This window comes from Streptomyces sp. NRRL B-24484, assembly GCF_000717715.1.
Lineage (GTDB): Bacteria > Actinomycetota > Actinomycetes > Streptomycetales > Streptomycetaceae > Kitasatospora.
In genome coordinates, this window is sequence record NZ_JOAI01000035.1 from 19674 (window position 1) to 36386 (window position 16713).

Consider the following 16713-nt stretch of genomic DNA (forward strand, 5'->3'; position numbering starts at 1 on the left):
ATTGCGCAGTTCCCCGCGCCCCTTCCCCTTCCACTGGTGGGCGGGACCTGCCCCGGCTGAGAGGCGGCGCCTAGGGGCACCTCAGGGGCGCGGGGAACCGCGCGGTCCGGGGTTGGTGCGGCCGGATTCGAGGTGGCCCCTGATCCGTGAGGTCGGCCGCGTCCGAGTTGCGCGGTTCCCCGCGCCCCTGGGTGGTCGGCCGCCTGCGCGTGTGCGCAGTTGGCTGCGGTTTCGGTCGGGGTTTGACCCGCGGGGGTGATGGCGCGGGCGGGGCGGGCGGTTGGCCTCGGCGGGGGCGGTCGTTCGAACTACGCTTCGCGGCAGGGCCCGCAGCGGGCCGCTGCGGGCGACCGACGGGAGTGGGCACGGGTGGCGAGGAAGACGGCGACCATCGACGAGCGGTCCGCCGGCCCCGGGGCGGCCGCCCCCGCGGACGGCCTGCCGCCCGGGCCCGCCGCGTTCGCCGGCCGCCGCACCGAACTCGCCGCCCTGAACGCCGCCGCCCGGGCCGGGGGCCGGGGCGCCGGCAGGGCCCGGCTGGTCGTGCTGGCCGGACGGCCCGGCTCGGGGCGGACGGCGCTCGCCCTGCGCTGGGCCCGTTCGGTGGCCTCCCAGTACCCGGGCGGCGTGCTGTACGCCCGGCTCTCCGCGCCCGACGGCAGCCGGGTGCCGCCCGGCCGGACGGCCCGGCGGCTGCTGGAGCACCTGGGCGCCGTCCCGGCCGGGCTGCTGCCGCCGGAGGGCCCGGACGGCGACGACCCGGCCTGCGCCGCACTGCGCGAGGTGCTCGCCGACCGCGAGGCGCTGCTGCTGCTCGACGACGCCAAGGACGCCGACCAGCTGAGGCCGCTGCTCGGCGCGGGCCCGGGGGTGCTGCTGCTCGCCACCACCGGCGGCCCGTTGACCGGCATCGGGGACGTCGACCCGGTGATCATCGGGGGGCTCGACCAGGCCGCCGCCGTGGGCCTGCTCGGGGACCTCGTCGGCGGCACGAGGGTCAGCTGCGACCCGGTCGGCGCCGCCGACCTCGCCGACGCGTGCGCCTGCCGTCCGGCCGCCCTGCGGCTCACCGCCGTCCGGCTGCGCGCGGACGCCCGCGCGGCCGTCACCGACGCGGCCGCCGACCTCACCGCCGCCACCGGCCGGACGGCGGTCGCCGAACCGCCGCCCGCCGGAGCCGCGGAGGGCGGCGCGGCGAAGGACGCCCGGAACGGGCCGGGCAAGGGCGGTCGCCGTGCCGACCGGTCGGAGGGGGAGGGCGGCGAGGGGCGGCGGGCCCGCGACCTGCTGCCCGCCGACGGGCCCGTCCCCGTACCCGGGGGCGATCCGCTCGGCCGTGCCTTCGAACTGCTCTACCGCACGCTCACCCCCGCGCGGGCCCGGATGCTGCGGATGCTCACCCTGGCGCCCGCCCAGCTCGCCGACCTGCGCACCGCCTCCGCCCTGGTCGGCTGCCCGGCGCCGGAGGCCGCCGGACTGCTCGCCGACCTCGCCGAGCGCGAGCTGCTGACCGTCGAGCCGCCGGCCGCCGACGGCACCGCGCGCTACCGCGTGCCCGGCTGGATGCACCCGCGGCTGGTCGAGCTCCGCGCCGAGGCCGACCGTCCCGCCGAGATCGAGCTCGCCCGCGCCCGTCTGCTGGAGCGCCTGGTCCGGCTGGTCGACTCCGCGCAGGCGCTGCTCGCCCCGGCGGCCGGTCCGGCCCCGGACCCGCTGCCCGGCCCGCTGCGGCTGCGCACCGCGGACCAGGCCGCCCGCTGGCTGGACGAGGAGCGCGACCAGCTGCTCACCGCCGTCGGCGACGCGATCGGGCAGGGCGACCTGGACGGTTCGGCGGGCCGGCTGGTCTCCGCGCTGCTGCGGGCGCTGCCGCGCACCCCGGCCACCGTCCCGGCCGACCTGCACCGGCTGCACGAGCTGGTGCTGGAGGTCGCCGAACGGGCCGGTGCACCCCGCCGGGCCGCCGCCGCACTGCTGAACCTCGGGGACCTGCAGGCGGCAGCCGGCCGCTGGGGGCGGGCCGCCGAACGGTACCGGGCGGCCCTGGACCGGGCCCGGGCGGCGGGCGACGAGGCGGGGTGCGCCCGCGCACTGGAGAGCGCGGGCGGGTGCTACAGGGCGCTCGGCGACCCCGTGCGCGCCGGAGATTCGTACGGTCGCGCGCTGGCCCTGCGGCAGGAGTCCGGCGATGCCGCGGCCGAGGCCAGGCTGCTCGCCCGGGTCGCCGAGGCGCACACCGCGCAGCGCCGGTTCGAGGAGGCGCTGCGGGAGTACCGGGCGGCGTTCGGGATCTTCCGGCGGCTCGGCGACGAGCACGGCACGGCCCTGGTGGCACAGGCCCTGGACCGCCTCCAGCAGCAGCTGACCGGCGAGTGGATTCACCCCATTGCGGAGTAGTGTCTGATATGCGGCAGTCATGGGCTTTTGTTCATGAGAGTGAGGTGCAAGCCTACGAACCTGCCAATGAGTCCAGCTAATTTATTCAGTTTGGAAGGCTGACGGATCCGCTGGGCTTCATTACACTCGACACCAGTCGCGCAGCGATCCGTGCCCCGGCGTTCTCCGGAGGCCTTCCCCGTGCGCGCCGCCCGCCGGTCTTCCCCCGGCCGGGACCCCCCAGGCAAGAGGGACGTGTTTAGCCGTGAAGGTCGGCATCCCCCGCGAGGTCAAGAACCACGAGTACCGCGTGGCCATCACGCCCGCCGGCGTGCATGAGCTCGTCCGCAACGGACACGAGGTCTTCATCGAGGACAACGCCGGTCTCGGCTCCTCGATCCCCAACGAGGAGTACGTGGGCGCCGGCGCCACCATCCTCCCCACGGCAGACGAGGTGTGGGAGACCGCGGACCTCCTGCTGAAGGTCAAGGAGCCCATCGCGGAGGAGTACCACCGCCTCCGCAAGGGCCAGACCCTCTTCACCTACCTGCACCTGGCGGCCGACCGCGCCGGCACCGAGGCGCTGGTCGCCTCCGGCACCACCGCGATCGCCTACGAGACGGTGCAGCTGGCCAACGGCGCCCTCCCGCTGCTCGCCCCGATGTCCGAGGTCGCGGGCCGGCTGGCCCCGCAGGTCGGCTCGTACCACCTGATGCGTCCGGCCGGCGGCCGCGGCGTGCTCCCCGGCGGCGTGCCCGGCACCCACCCGGCGAAGTGCGTGGTCATCGGCGGCGGCGTCTCCGGCTGGCACGCGGCCACCATCGCCATCGGCATGGGCTACGACGTCACCCTGCTCGACCGCGACATCAACAAGCTGCGCGAGGCCGACAAGGTCTTCGGCACCAAGGTCAAGGCCATCGCCTCCAACTCCTTCGAGCTGGAGAAGGCCGTCCTGGAGGCCGACCTCGTCATCGGCGCCGTGCTGATCCCGGGCGCCAAGGCCCCGAAGCTCGTCACCAACGAGCTGGTCTCCCGCATGAAGCCGGGCTCCGTGCTCGTCGACATCGCCATCGACCAGGGCGGCTGCTTCGAGGACTCCCGCGCCACCACGCACGCCGAGCCGACCTTCCAGGTCCACAACTCGGTCTTCTACTGCGTGGCCAACATGCCGGGCGCCGTGCCGAACACCTCCACCTACGCGCTGACCAACGCGACGCTGCCCTACATCGTCGAGCTGGCCAACCGTGGCTGGAAGGACGCGCTGCGCCGCGACGCCGCGCTGGCCAAGGGCCTGAACGTGCACGAGGGCCAGATCACCTACAAGGCCGTCGCCGACGCCTTCGACCTGGAGTCCGTCTCCCTGGACACCGTGCTCGCCTGACGCGCAGCCACCTCCGACGCCCCCGACCCCCTCCCCCGGGCCGGGGGCTTCGGCGCGCCCGCACGCCCACGGGTCGGTGACCGGTCGGTGGACGGGTGATGTCAATTCATGTGCAACGTGTCACCCGCGCTGCGGACCCGGTCACCGCGGGTTACGCCGCCGCGGGGTGCGGCGACCCCGGAATCGTGAGGGTTCCCGGCCCGCGCAAGCCTTGACAGCGGGCGGTCGGGGAGCCGACACATCGTGCCCACTACCGTGGATTGTGTTGCTGCGAACGCCTGGAACGGCCTAGAGTCGCAAACCGTCGGCAAGCTGCCACGCTGACGTATCGACATAGAGTCCTGGAAGCCCAAGGAGGTAAGACGACTTGTGAATGAGTCGACATTTGCTCCCGGGGGTGGTCAGCCAGGACTGGCGGAGCTCGCCGCCGGACAGCCGCACGACGAGTACGCGCGGCCGGCGACGGTGGGTACGGCGGAGATCGGCTCGGTCGCGGTCCGCACCTTCGAGGCGCGCCAGAGCGGCGCCGCCGCCGGCGCCGACTACGACGCCGAGCTCGGCGCGTACGGCCTCTCCTACGCCGACCTGGGCTACGGCCCCTACGACGACCCGGACGCCGAGTACGAGCCGGACCCGGAGTACGCCGCCACCCTGGCCCCCGACGCCGCCCGGCAGCGCCGCGAGCGGGTCGGCCCCACCGGCCGTCCGCTGCCGTACTTCCCGATCCCCGCGCCGGTGGCCGAGCACGGCCCCGCGCAGATCATCGCCATGTGCAACCAGAAGGGCGGCGTCGGCAAGACCACGTCGACCATCAACCTGGGTGCGGCGCTGGCCGAGTACGGCCGCCGGGTGCTGCTCGTCGACTTCGACCCGCAGGGCGCCCTCTCCGTCGGCCTCGGCGTGAACCCGATGGAACTCGACGTCACCGTCTACAACCTGCTCATGGAGCGGGGCCTGACGGCCGATGAGGTCCTGCTGAAGACCGCCGTCCCCGGCATGGACCTGCTGCCGTCGAACATCGACCTGTCGGCCGCCGAGGTGCAGCTGGTCAGCGAGGTCGCCCGCGAGTCCGCACTCGCCCGGGCCCTCAAGCCGCTGCTGCCGGACTACGACTACGTCATCATCGACTGCCAGCCGTCGCTCGGCCTGCTCACCGTCAACGCCCTGACGGCGGCTCACAGCGTCATCGTCCCGCTGGAGTGCGAGTTCTTCGCGCTGCGCGGCGTCGCGCTGCTCACCGAGACCATCGAGAAGGTCTGCGAGCGGCTCAACCCGGAGCTGCGCCTCGACGGCATCCTGGCCACCATGTACGACTCCCGCACGGTGCACAGCCGCGAGGTGCTGGCCCGGGTGGTGGAGGCCTTCGGCGACCACGTCTTCCACACCGTCATCGGACGCACCGTCAGGTTCCCGGAGACGACCGTGGCCGGCGAGCCGATCACCACGTACGCGACCAACTCGGTCGGCGCCGCCGCCTACCGCCAGCTCGCCAGGGAGGTGCTCGACCGGTGCCGCCCCGCCGAGTGAGTCTCCCGGGAGCCGACGAGCTGTTCCGGACCACCGGGGGGATGGCCCTGTCACCCTCGCTGGGCCGGGCGGCCGAGGCCGCCAGACAGGAGACCGCCCGGCCCGCCGAGCAGCCCGCAGCGGCCGGCGACACCGCCGCCGACGGGGCCGCCACCGAGGCCGTCCAGCCGCAGCCGTCCGCCGAGGCGGCCCGCCGGCACGCCGAGGAGCAGCCCGAGGCCGCCCGCCGGCCCCGCCCGCGCGGCCGTGCCGCCCGCCGGCCCACCGGCCGCGAGCGGCACGACGAGAAGATCACGGTCTACGTCTCCGCCGAGGAGCTGATGGACCTGGAGCACGCCCGGCTGGTGCTGCGCGGCGAGCACGGCCTCGCCGTCGACCGCGGCCGCGTCGTCCGGGAGGCCATCTCCGTCGTCCTGGCGGACCTGGAGCAGCGGGGCGAGGCCAGCATCCTGGTGCGGCGGCTGCGCGGCCGCTGAGGCCCGCCGGAGGCCCCCTCCGCCGCGCCGGGGCAGCCGGCCGGGCCCGGGAACGGGCGTGTCGGGCGCCCCGCGGGGCGGCACCGCGACCGGCCGGGGTGAAGATGGTCCGGTCATGACGAGCGCGCCCGAGCCCCCCGAGCCCGCCGCCCCCGCCCCTCCGGCCGGTGCCGGACCGGGTGAGGCGCGCGGCGGCTTCCGGGTGCGGCTGGACAACTTCGAGGGCCCGTTCGACCTCCTGCTCAGCCTGATCGCCAAGCACCGGCTGGACGTCACCGAGGTGGCGCTCTCCAGGGTCACCGACGAGTTCGTCGCGCACATCCGGGCGATGGGCCCGGATTGGGACCTCGACGCGGCGACCGAGTTCCTGGTGGTCGCCGCGACCCTGCTCGACCTCAAGGCGGCCCGGCTGCTGCCCGCCGCCGAGATCGAGGACGAGGAGGACCTCGCCCTCCTGGAGGCCCGCGACCTGCTCTTCGCCCGGCTGCTGCAGTACCGCGCCTACAAGCAGGCGGCCGCGCTGTTCGCCGAGCGCTGGGCGGCCGAACTGCTGCAGCGCCCCCGCACGGTCGGCCTGGAGCCGCACCACGCGCTGCTGCTGCCCGAGGTGGTGATCACCGTCGGCCCGGAGGGCCTGGCCCGGCTCGCCGCCCGGGCGACGACGCCCAAGCCGAAGCCGGTGGTCTACGTCGACCACATCCACACCCCGCCGGTGAGCGTCCGCGAGCAGGCCGGGGTCGTCGTCGACCGGCTCACCGCGCTCGGCAGCGCCACCTTCGGCAGGCTGGTGGAGGACGCCGACGACACGCTGGTCGTGGTGGCCCGCTTCCTCGCACTGCTGGAGCTCTACCGGGAGAAGGTGCTCGACTTCGAGCAGCCGGACGCCCTGGGCGAGCTGCTGGTGCACTGGGTCGCCGACACCGGTCTGCGCGTCGAGGTGACCGACGAGTTCGACCGCCCGCCCGGCGAGGGCGCGGACGGTCGCGGCAAGGACGGAGAACCGCAGTGAACGCCGATCAGCCGCGCCCCTCCCGGCGCACCCTCGGCCTCCCCGGCCAGACCCGCCCCGACGAGTGGCTGGAACCGGCCTACGAGGCCCAGGACGGGGCCGTGGCCGGGGCCGGGGCCGCCCCGGCGGAGACCGCCCCTCCCGGGCCCGCAGCGGCGCCCGTACCGGCCCCGGCGGCCGCGCCGGCCGTGGAGCCCGCCGTGCGGCCCCTCGGGGACTCCTCCGCGGGGTCCTCCGCAGGGCGGGCGGAACGGGCCGTGGAGCGGCCGCACATCCCGGCCCCCGCGGCGGAGCCGGCCGCGGACACCTCCGAGCCCGAGCCGATGCCCGACCCGGCGCCGCTGCCCGCCCCCGAGCCGGAGCCCGAACCGGAACCGGAGCGGCCCGAGGAGTCCGGCGTCCGCGGGGTGCCGCTGCGGGCCGCGCTGGAGGCGATCCTCACGGTCGTCGACGAGCCCGCCACCGAGGCGCACCTCGCCGCCGTCCTGGGGCGCCCGCGCGCCGAGGTCGCCGCGGCGCTGCGCGAACTCGCCGCCGAGTACACCGCCCAGGGCCGCGGATTCGACCTGCGGCACGTCGCCGGGGGCTGGCGCTTCTACACCCGCGCGGACTGCGCGCCGGCCGTCGACCGCTTCGTCCTGGACGGCCAGCAGGCCCGCCTCACCCAGGCCGCGCTGGAGACGCTCGCGGTCGTCGCGTACCGGCAGCCGGTGTCGCGCAGCCGGGTCTCCGCCGTACGGGGTGTGAACTGTGACGGCGTGATGCGTACCCTGGTACAGCGAGGACTGGTGGAAGAGACCGGCTCCGAGCCCGAAACAGGTGCGATCCTGTATCGGACGACGAACTACTTCCTGGAACGGACGGGGCTGCGAGGCCTGGACGAGCTGCCCGAGCTCGCGCCCTTCCTGCCCGAGGTCGACGACGTGGAAGCGGAGTCCCTGGAGGGCACGATGATCGCGGAGGCGGTGGCCGCCGCCCGCGCGGCCGACGGCGAGAACGCCTGACCGTCCGCGTCCGATCGGTGAGGGGGCGGTGAGGTCGGCCGGCACGACACGCACTCCCACGACGGACACGACGTACGGACATTTGATGCGCAGCAGTGGCAACGGCAGGAACAACAGCGGCGGACAGGGCCGGGGAGGCCAGGGACGCGGCGGACAGGGCGGGGGCCGGAGCGGCGGCGGCTCGTCCTACGGCGGCGGGTCCTCGTACGGCGGTTCGCGCGGCGGTTCGTCGTACGGCTCCTCCTCCGGCGGCCGGGGCGGCTCGTCCCCCCGGGGCGACCGCCGCGACGACCGTCGTGACGACAGGCGGGACGACCGCCGTGACGACCGGCGGGACGACCGGCGCTACCCGGACCGCCCGCTGCGGCCCGAGGAGCGGCGCTACGACCGCCCCGAGTACGGCGGCGGCCCGAACGCCACCCCCAGCCGCAGCAGCTTCGCAGCGCGCCGCCCGGGCGCCGCGCCGAAGCCGCGCCGTGAGGGCCAGGGCGCCCCGGGCGACCCGCGCCGCCAGCCGCAGCGCTCCCGCGAGCTCCAGGCCAAGATCGAGGACGCGGTGCTCGCCCGGCACGACAAGCCGGCCGTGAAGACCCCCAAGACCTTCGGCGAGCCCGAGGGCGAGCGCCTGCAGAAGGTGCTCGCGCGGGCCGGCATGGGCAGCCGCCGGGCCTGCGAGGAGCTCATCGAGCAGGGCCGGGTCGAGGTCAACGGCAAGCGGGTCACCGAGCAGGGCAAGCGGGTCGACCCGGCCAGCGACGAGATCAAGGTCGACGGCCTGACCGTCGCCACCCAGTCCTACCTGTTCTTCGCGCTGAACAAGCCGGCCGGCGTCGTCTCCACCATGGAGGACCCGGACGGCCGCCAGTGCCTCGGCGACTACGTCACCAACCGCGAGACCCGGCTCTTCCACGTCGGCCGCCTCGACACCGAGACCGAGGGCATCATCCTGCTCACCAACCACGGCGAGCTGGCCCACCGCCTCACCCACCCGAAGTACGGCGTCACCAAGACCTACCTGGCCGCCATCCAGGGCCCGATCCCGCGCGACCTCGGCAAGCAGCTCGCCAAGGGCGTCGAGCTGGAGGACGGCTGGGCCCGTGCGGACTCCTTCAAGGTGATCTCCAACGTCGGCAAGAACTACCTCGTCGAGGTGACCCTGCACGAGGGCCGCAAGCACATCGTCCGCCGGATGCTCTCCGAGGTCGGCTTCCCGGTGGAGAAGCTGGTGCGCACCCACTTCGGCCCGATCGCCCTCGGCGACCAGAAGTCGGGCTGGCTGCGCCGCCTCACGAACCCCGAGGTCGGACAGCTGATGCACGAGGTCGGCCTGTAAGGACGGGCCGTGGCCGAACCTTCGAATCGAAGGCCTCCCCGCCGTTCGGCGGGGAGGCCTTCCGGCTCTTCGGCGGGGACCCCGTGTGAACCTCGACGCACCGCCTTGTCATGATGTGGATCTGTGGCGCAGGATGGCCACCGGACAGCGGCTCGACGAGTGGCGGAACTGCGCCACTGGGCCACTGGCCGCATGGGGGAAGGAGCGGCGTGCTCGACGCATTCGGAGCGCTCGGCCTCGGACGGCCGGACGGACAGGTGTACGCGGCCCTGGTGGTCTCGCCGCAGTCCACCGCCGAGGAGCTGGCCGGGCAGTGCGACCTGACACTGCAGCAGAGCCAGGACGCCCTCGACCGGTTGGCCGACCAGGGCATGGCCACCCGGGCCCCGGTCGACCGGGAACGCTACCTCGCGGTCGCGCCCGACGTCGCCATCGGCACCCTGATCGGCCACCGCGAGGCGGAGCTGCGCAGCGCCCGCGCCGAGATGCACCGGCTGATGGACGCCTTCCGCGAGGCGTCCCGCTACACCGACCCGGCGCACTCCGTCGAGGTGCTCACCGGCGGCGAGGCGATCGCCCAGCGGCTGGAGCACCTGGTCGACAGCACCCAGTACCAGGTGCGCGGCTTCGACTGCCCGCCGTACATCCAGGACCCGGTCGCCCAGATGCCCCGCCAGCGGGCCAAGCTCAAGGCGGGCGTGCGCTTCCGCACCGTGTACGACAAGGACGCGGTGGCCTGGCCGGGCCGGCTGGAGAAGGAGATCCTCATCGGCGTCGAGGACGGTGAGGAGGCCCGCGTCCGCCCCGTGCTGCCGATGAAGATGATGATGTCGGACGACAAGATGGCGATCATCCCGATCACCGTCGGCGACAGCGTCCTCGACGCCGCCTACGTCATCCACCCCTCGGCGCTGCTGCAGGCCCTGGACGCGCTGTTCGAGGCCGAGTGGGAGCGGGCCGTGCCGCTGCAGGCGGCGATCGGCGACGGCGAGGCCGACACCGGCCCCGAGGCCGACCACCGCAAGCTGCTCGGCCTGCTCGCCGCCGGCCTGACCGACGAGTCGATCGCCCGCTCCCTCGGCTGGAGCGCCCGCACCACCCAGCGGCGGCTGCAGAGCCTGATGCGCCAGCTCGGCGCCACCACCCGCTTCCAGGCGGGCATGGCGGCCCGCGAGCGCGGCTGGCTCTGACCGCCGCCGCCCGGACGGGCCCGGCTCAGCTCCAGGGGAGCAGCCGGGCCCAGCGGCCGTCCGCGCCGCGCTCGACCTTCTCCAAGCCGATCACCGCCGTCCGGTTCAGCCGGCCGTAGATGTGCGGGAAGAGCACGTCCGGCGTGGCGCCGTCCGGCGGCGGGCCGGAGGGTGCCTCCCACTTCACCATCGGCTCGATCAGCTTCTCCTCGATCAGCAGCGCCATCAGCGGATCCGGCGTGTCGGCGAAGAAGAGGTTGGCGACGGCCAGCACCGTCCGCTCGTCGGCCGAGCAGTGGATGAAGCCGTCGGTGAGCAGCGAGGCGGCCGCGTACGGCCGCCCCGGGTCGCGCAGCCAGTCGTCCAGCGGGGCGAGATGGTAGATCATGGGTCATTTCTACCGGAGTTGACGGGACAAATCCGGCTGGACCGGGCTCACAGTCCCGCCACCTTCGACGCCGCCGACACCTCGTACACGAGCGTGAGGGTGCGCCGGCCGCCGGGCGGCAGCGGAACGTCCCAGCGCACGACGCCCTCCGAGTCCAGCTCGTCCGGCGCGGGCGAGCAGGCCTCCTTGCGCAGCTTCACCTCCACCGAGGACACCTCGGAGACCGGGATCCGCTCGCGGACCGTCACCACCTGCTCGTCCCGCTCCTCCGGCGCGGAGAACCGCGACAGGTGCAGCCGCACCGTCCGGGTGACCACCGTCCGGCCGGTGATGCCCGTCGTGCCGCGGCCCTCCTCGGTCTCCCGGACCACCCGGTGGCCGTCCGAACTGCCGAAGGCCAGCTCCGCCGTGGCACCCGGGGCGGTGAACCGCAGCTCGCCGCGGCCGGTGAACCCGCTGCCCTGCACCAGGTCGACCGGCCCGGCGAGCAGCGCGTGGCCCGCGTCGTTGCGGAACCGCACCACCCGGGTGACCAGCGGCGACAGCTCCGGCACCGCCGCGAACTCGCTGCTCGCCGCGGTGTCGAACACGGTCAGCGGGATCCGGTGCGCCCGGCCGTCGGCCGGCACCGAGGCCGGCGACGCCGCCCGCAGCACCCGCACCTCGCCGCCGTCGTCCACGCCCGGCAGTCCGTCCGGGGACGGGCCGGTCGTGCCGATCTCCTCCTCGCGCAGCTCCACCTCGACCGTCCGGCGTTCCTCCGCGGTGCGCTCGCGCAGGCTCAGCACGTCCTCGGTCAGCCGCGGCGGCTCGGAGGCCAGCGCCGACCGGGCCGTGGAGAACGTCAGCCGCGCCCCGGACCAGTCCTCGCCCGTCCGCTGCCAGACCACCGCCTCGGTCTCCAGCACCAGCCGCCCACCCGCCAGGGCGGCCCGGTAGGCCGGCCGCCACAGCGCGCACGGCGTCAGGTGGCCCACCCTCAGCTCGGCCCGGCCCGCGGCCTCCGCCTCCACCGTCACCTCGACGTGGGCGAACAGCTCGGCCGGCTCCTGCTCGGCCGCGTCCAGCGCCCGGCGGGCCGCCGCCAGGTCCTCGGCCAGCTCCTCCAGCCGTGCCCCGGACACCCGCAGCTTCTCGCCGTACGCGTCCCGCTCGCCGTCGATCCGGTCCAGCTCGCGGCCCCAGCGGCTGCGCTCCAGCTCGCCGCGGCCCGCGCCCTCGCCGATCTCCCGCAGCAGGTCCGAGGCGAGCTGGGCGAGCAGCGCCAGCCGCGCCTCCAGCCGCTCCCGGACCCGGGACTCGGCCTGCTGCTCCTGCTCCAGGGCGTGCACCCGGTGCCGCAGCTCCGAGTCCTCGCCGGTGGGCGGCAGCGGGGCGCGCGGCACCCAGCTGCGCACCACCCGGGCGTCCAGCACCCGGACGCCCCCGCTGCCGGGCGCCTCCGCGCGCAGGGTGCGGTCCACGGCGAGCGCGGAGACCGGGCCGAGCCGCAGCCGGCTGACTCCGGCGGGCAGGTCGACCACGGCGGTGCGCTCGACGTGCGCGCGGTCCTCCAGACAGGTCACCGCCGTCACCGGCAGCGGGTGGTCCGCCGCCGGCGCCTGCGGCAGCGGCCCGTCGGGGAGCGGGGCGATGGGTGTGTCGGTCATGGTCAGCTCCTCCGGTTGCCGCCGACGACGGCCTTGCCGGCCGGGATGCGGATCTCGTAGCCGCCGTCGAGTTCGGCGGTGCCGTCGGCGGGCAGCTCCACCCGCCAGCGCCTGGTGCTCGGCGGGTAGGCGTCGGACGGGCGGTCGGGCGCGCTCCAGGTGCCGCGCTCCTCGATCCGCACGTCCTGGTCGGCGGAGACCGGCACCCGCTCGCGGACCTCCACGGTGACGGGGTGCGGCAGCCGGTTCGCCAGCTCCACGTGGATCCGGTGGTCCAGCACCGTCGTGTTGTTGAGCATGCCCGCGGTGGACTCCCGCATCTCGGTGCGGCGGGCCACCCGCACCGCCTCCGCCTGGCCGAGGCCGACCCGGCGGGCGCCGCCCGCGGCCAGCGTCGGCAGCGCCGCGGTCAGCAGGAAGTCGCCGTCCACCGTCACCTCCACCGGACCGGCCAGCAGCGCCGAGGCCGTGGCGTTGGTCAGCACCAGCGTCCCGTACACCGCCTCCTCGACGGCCGGCACGCAGACGTACTCGGTGCGCAGCGACACCGGCACCTCCCCAACGGTGACGGTGTGCCAGGTGCCGTCCGAGGGCACGTCGGCCCGCGCCGCCGCGTCGTACCGCTGGTCGAACGAGCCCGCCGACACCCGCGGCCGCACCGCGTGCGCCGGCAGCGCCAGCCCCGCCACCGACTCGGCGAGGTTCCGCGACTCCGTCGCCGCAGGGTCGTGCACCGCCCCGGGGAACAGCAGGCCGCGGCGGTGCGCCGGCCGGTCGGGGCCGTCCAGCACCAGGCCTGCGTAGTCCAGCTGCGCCTGCGAAGGACCGGGCGGCACCGGCGGCGCCACCGGCTCCGGCGCCACGTCGAAGGCGGCGGCCGGCGCGGAGCGTGCCCCGCCCCCGGCCCTCGCGCGCATCCCGCGGGCGGACGCCACCGGCGCCGGCGGAGGCATCGCGCCCGGTGGCATCGCCCCGGGCGACTGCGGCGCCGTGCCGTACGCCTGGACGGCCGGAGCCGGCATCGGGAAGCCCTGCGGCGCGGCAGCCGGTGAGGGCGGCGGGGGCGGCGGAGGAGCCGCGAACGGCAGTGCGGTCTCCGCGCCGGTGAGACCACCGGCCAGCGTCACGTCCGGGGCGGCAGCGGGCCGCGCCGACCGGCCCGGCCGGCCACCACCCGCCGGACGGCCCCGCGACACCCGCGGCTGCGGCGGCCGGCCCGCCGCGTCGTACCCGGTGAACAGGTCACCCAGGCCCGCCGGGGGCTCCCGCCAGCCCGACGCGGCCGGTGCGGCCTGCCGCCGGCCGATCCGCAGCGAACGCAGCTGCGGCAGGTCCGTCCGGCGCTGCAGGTCCGCCGTCGACAGGCCGATCCGCACGCCCGACCAGTCCTCGCCGGTGCGCTGCGCGAGCTGGGCGCGCAGCAGCAGCGTCCCGCTGCCCTCGCCCTGGCGGTAGGTCAGCCGGTACGTCGGCACCCAGACCGCACCCGGCACCCCGTACTCCACCTCCAGCTCGACCTCGGCACCCTCCGCCGCACCCTCCAGGGTCACCACGGCCGAGCTGCCCAGTGTCACCGGACCGACCGCCACCGCGGACGACGCCCGGGCCAACGCGTCCTCGGCGAGGACCAGTTCGTGCTCGGCCAGCCGCAGCTCCTCGGCGAGGCCGGCGGCCCGGCCGTGCAGGTCGGCCAGCCGCTCGTCCACGAAGTCCGCCAACTGCAGCCACGCGTCGGCGGGCGTGCGGCGGTGCGGCTCGTCCGCCTGCAGCGGCGGCGGGACGGCCCGTACCGCGGAGATCTCCGCGATCCGCGCCTCCTGCCGTGCGGCGCGCTGCCGCAGGGCCTCCGCGGCGTCCCGCGCCCGCTCCACCCGGCGGCGCAGCTCCGGGAGGTCCGAGCGGCTGCGGACCTCAGCCTCCGGCTCCAGACGGGCCGCCGTGACCCGCGCCCCGCCGGAGAGCACCGAGGCGCGCAGCGAACCCGCGTCCGCCACGCGCGGCAGGCCGGTCAGCCGGACCCTGCCGTCCGCGGGCACCGTGCCGCGGGCCCGCCTGCGGCACAGCGCCCCGCTCGCGTACACCACCACCGAGTCGAGTACCGACTCCCACCGATCCGCCGTCGCCGTCTGTGCTGCCACCCCGCCCTGCCCTTCGTCCGTCCCCGGTCCGGGCCGCCAGTCTGCCCGGGCAGGCGGCCGTCCGCCGCGGATTTCCGCTGCGCGTCGGCTGAGGGGACGACCCCGCCGCCCACCGCGGTTGCGGACGGAGACCCACCCGGGCGAACGGGGGACCCGCGCAGTCCGGGCACGGCCCACTTCGCGGGTGCGGGGCAAGGCGAACAAGGGGCGCGTGGGGCACCTCCCGGCCGAAGACCGGGGGAGGACCGCGCGCGGCGGGAGAGTGCGTGACACCTTCCGTCCCGCGCAGTTCCCCGCGCCCCCGGGTGCATGCCACCTGTCCTCCCGCGGCCCTGGAATCGCCCTTCCCGTAGGGGCCGCCGCTGTGCGGCGGGTTCGGTGGGTGGACGGCTTCGACGGGTGGGGTGGGGTTGCGGGAGGATGAGCGGAGCAGAAGTCCGCCCGTACCAGGAGACCAACCCCGTCATGCGCACAGCCGCCGTCATCGGCACCGGACTGATCGGCACCTCCGCCGCCCTCGCGCTCACCGGCCGCGGGGTCGCCGTCTACCTGGAGGACGCCGACCCGGACGCCGCCCGGACCGCCGCCGCGCTCGGGGCGGGTACGACCGAGCTGCCCGACGGCCCGGTCGACCTGGCGATCGTCGCGGTGCCGCCAGCGCTGGTCGGCAAGGTGCTGGCGGACTGCCAGCGCCGCGGCCTGGCCCGCTGCTACACCGACGTGGCGAGCGTGAAGGCCGGCCCGCGGGCCGAGGTGGCGGCGCTCGGCTGCGACACCGTCCACTACATCGGCGGCCATCCGATGGCGGGCCGCGAGCGGTCCGGTCCGCTGGCCGCCCGCGCCGACCTCTTCGAGGGCCGGCCGTGGGTGCTCACCCCGACCGGGGACACCGACACGGACACCCTGAACGCCGCGCTGGAACTGGTCGCGCTCTGCGGGGCCATGCCGATCGTGATGGACGCGACCGCCCACGACCGGGCCGTCGCCCTGGTCTCGCACGCCCCCCAGCTGGTCTCCTCGATCGTGGCGGCCCGGCTGGAGCACGCCGACGAGACCGCCGTCCGGCTGTCCGGGCAGGGCGTCCGCGACGTGACCCGGATCGCCGCGTCCAACCCGGCGCTCTGGGTGGACATCCTCTCCGCGAACGCCGGGGTGGTCGCCGACATCCTGCAGGAGGTGGCCGTGGACCTCGGCGAGGCGGTGACGGCGCTGCGCGCCCTGCAGGCCGCCGACGAGGGCGAGCGGCGCGCCGGTGCGGCCGGCATCGAGGCGGTGATGCGGCGCGGCAACACCGGCCACGCCCGGATCCCCGGCAAGCACGGTGCCCCGCCGACCCGGTACGAGTCGGTCACCGTCGTCCTGGGCGACCAGCCCGGCGAGCTCGGCCGGCTCTTCGGCGAGGTCGGTGCGCTCGGCGTCAACATCGAGGACGTCACCATCGAGCACTCCGACGGCCAGCAGGTCGGCCACGTGCACCTGGACGTCGCCCCGTCGGCCGTCCGACTGCTCACCGGCGGTCTGCGCGACCGCGGCTGGAGCGTCCGCGACTGAGCTCCCCGCCGCTCCGGGAACCGCCCGTCGTCCCGGCCGCGTCGGTGCACCGGACGGGCTTGGGGGGAGGGCTGATGTACGGACACGAGCCGGTGGACGGACCGGTGGACGCGGCGGCGGACGCACTGGTGTGGCGTCCGGGTCCGCCGGACGGCGACCGCACCGCGGCCCTGGTCGGCGCCGTGGACGCCGGTGCCGTGCTGCTCCTGCTGCTGCTCTGGCCGGTGCTGCGGTGGTGGGGCTGCGCGATCGGCGCGGCGCTGCTCGCCGGGCAGCTGGCCGGCCTGCGGGTGCTGCGGACCCGGCGGCGACGGCTGGTGGTGGAGTGCGAGCTGCGCCCGGCGCAGGGCACCGCCCGGTTCGTGCTGCACGGCGGGGCCGAGCAGATCGTCCCGTTGGCGGCGGTCCGGCGGATCGGCCTCACGCACTGGGGCGAGCGCGGTGCGCGCGGCACCCGGTCGACGGCCGACTTCGTGCTGGAACCCGCGTCGGCACCCGTGCCCGGCACCGCCGGCGGGCTGCGGACGGCGCGCACCGTCGTGCCGGAGGACGACCTGGACCGGCTGCGGGCCTTCGCCGCCCGGCACGGGGTGCGGTACGACGAGGAGGAGCGGCTGCCGGCCGACTGACCGGCGGGCCGCCGAGGGGGCCGCGCACGGCACCGGGGACCGACCGGACGGGATGCCTCCGC

13 protein-coding genes are annotated in these 16713 nt (G+C 75.8%); 10 read left to right on the forward strand and 3 right to left on the reverse strand.

Annotated features, from left to right (window positions below; genetic code table 11):
• The first annotated feature begins 369 nt into the window (after nt 1–369).
• From IE98_RS0127315 to IE98_RS0127350, 8 genes are all read left to right on the forward strand, one after another.
• Nucleotides 370–2397 carry a tetratricopeptide repeat protein gene (locus IE98_RS0127315; RefSeq protein WP_052391033.1) on the forward strand — a complete coding sequence of 676 codons (2028 nt, stop codon included), beginning with the start codon at nt 370–372 and terminating at the stop codon, nt 2395–2397.
• A gap of 244 nt (nt 2398–2641) precedes the next feature.
• Entirely contained in the window at nt 2642–3757 is a 1116-nt protein-coding gene (gene ald, locus IE98_RS0127320; protein ID WP_030273408.1) for an alanine dehydrogenase, read from the forward strand.
• A gap of 465 nt (nt 3758–4222) precedes the next feature.
• Nucleotides 4223–5284, forward strand: coding sequence for a ParA family protein (locus IE98_RS0127325; RefSeq protein WP_030273410.1), 1062 nt, complete (start codon nt 4223–4225; stop codon nt 5282–5284).
• 41 nt (nt 5285–5325) lie between these two features.
• The gene (locus IE98_RS0127330) at nt 5326–5760 is read left to right on the forward strand and encodes a hypothetical protein (protein ID WP_234443690.1); all 435 of its coding nucleotides are present in this window, start codon (nt 5326–5328) and stop codon (nt 5758–5760) included.
• A gap of 115 nt (nt 5761–5875) precedes the next feature.
• Entirely contained in the window at nt 5876–6769 is an 894-nt protein-coding gene (locus tag IE98_RS0127335; protein ID WP_052391034.1) for a segregation and condensation protein A, read from the forward strand.
• Between the two features lie 323 nt (nt 6770–7092).
• On the forward strand, nt 7093–7773 hold the full coding sequence (gene scpB, locus IE98_RS0127340; RefSeq protein WP_052391045.1) for an SMC-Scp complex subunit ScpB: 681 nt from the start codon (nt 7093–7095) through the stop codon (nt 7771–7773).
• Nucleotides 7774–7858: 85 nt separating this feature from the next.
• Nucleotides 7859–9106, forward strand: coding sequence for a pseudouridine synthase (locus tag IE98_RS0127345; RefSeq protein ID WP_030273415.1), 1248 nt, complete (start codon nt 7859–7861; stop codon nt 9104–9106).
• Between the two features lie 209 nt (nt 9107–9315).
• Nucleotides 9316–10296, forward strand: a complete 981-nt coding sequence (locus tag IE98_RS0127350) for a helix-turn-helix domain-containing protein (RefSeq protein WP_043175270.1) — start codon at nt 9316–9318, stop codon at nt 10294–10296.
• A 25-nt stretch (nt 10297–10321) separates the two neighbouring features.
• On the opposite strand, the gene IE98_RS0127355 is transcribed toward IE98_RS0127350, so the two are convergent.
• The 3 genes from IE98_RS0127355 to IE98_RS0127365 are packed head-to-tail and all read right to left on the reverse strand — an operon-like array spanning nt 10322 to nt 14471.
• Nucleotides 10322–10684, reverse strand: coding sequence for a DUF952 domain-containing protein (locus IE98_RS0127355; protein ID WP_030273418.1), 363 nt, complete (start codon nt 10682–10684; stop codon nt 10322–10324).
• A gap of 47 nt (nt 10685–10731) precedes the next feature.
• On the reverse strand, nt 10732–12333 hold the full coding sequence (locus IE98_RS0127360) for a mucoidy inhibitor MuiA family protein (RefSeq protein ID WP_078661350.1): 1602 nt from the start codon (nt 12331–12333) through the stop codon (nt 10732–10734).
• Between the two features lie 2 nt (nt 12334–12335).
• Nucleotides 12336–14471, reverse strand: a complete 2136-nt coding sequence (locus tag IE98_RS0127365; RefSeq protein WP_234443691.1) for a DUF4139 domain-containing protein — start codon at nt 14469–14471, stop codon at nt 12336–12338.
• Between the two features lie 465 nt (nt 14472–14936).
• On the opposite strand from IE98_RS0127365, the gene IE98_RS0127370 reads away from it, so the two are divergent.
• Both IE98_RS0127370 and IE98_RS0127375 read left to right on the forward strand, forming a co-directional pair.
• A complete protein-coding gene (locus tag IE98_RS0127370) occupies nt 14937–16022 on the forward strand; it encodes a prephenate dehydrogenase (RefSeq protein ID WP_030273427.1) in 1086 nt (361 codons plus the stop codon).
• Nucleotides 16023–16096: 74 nt separating this feature from the next.
• A complete protein-coding gene (locus IE98_RS0127375) occupies nt 16097–16651 on the forward strand; it encodes a hypothetical protein (protein WP_030273428.1) in 555 nt (184 codons plus the stop codon).
• The last annotated feature ends 62 nt before the right edge of the window (nt 16652–16713 follow it).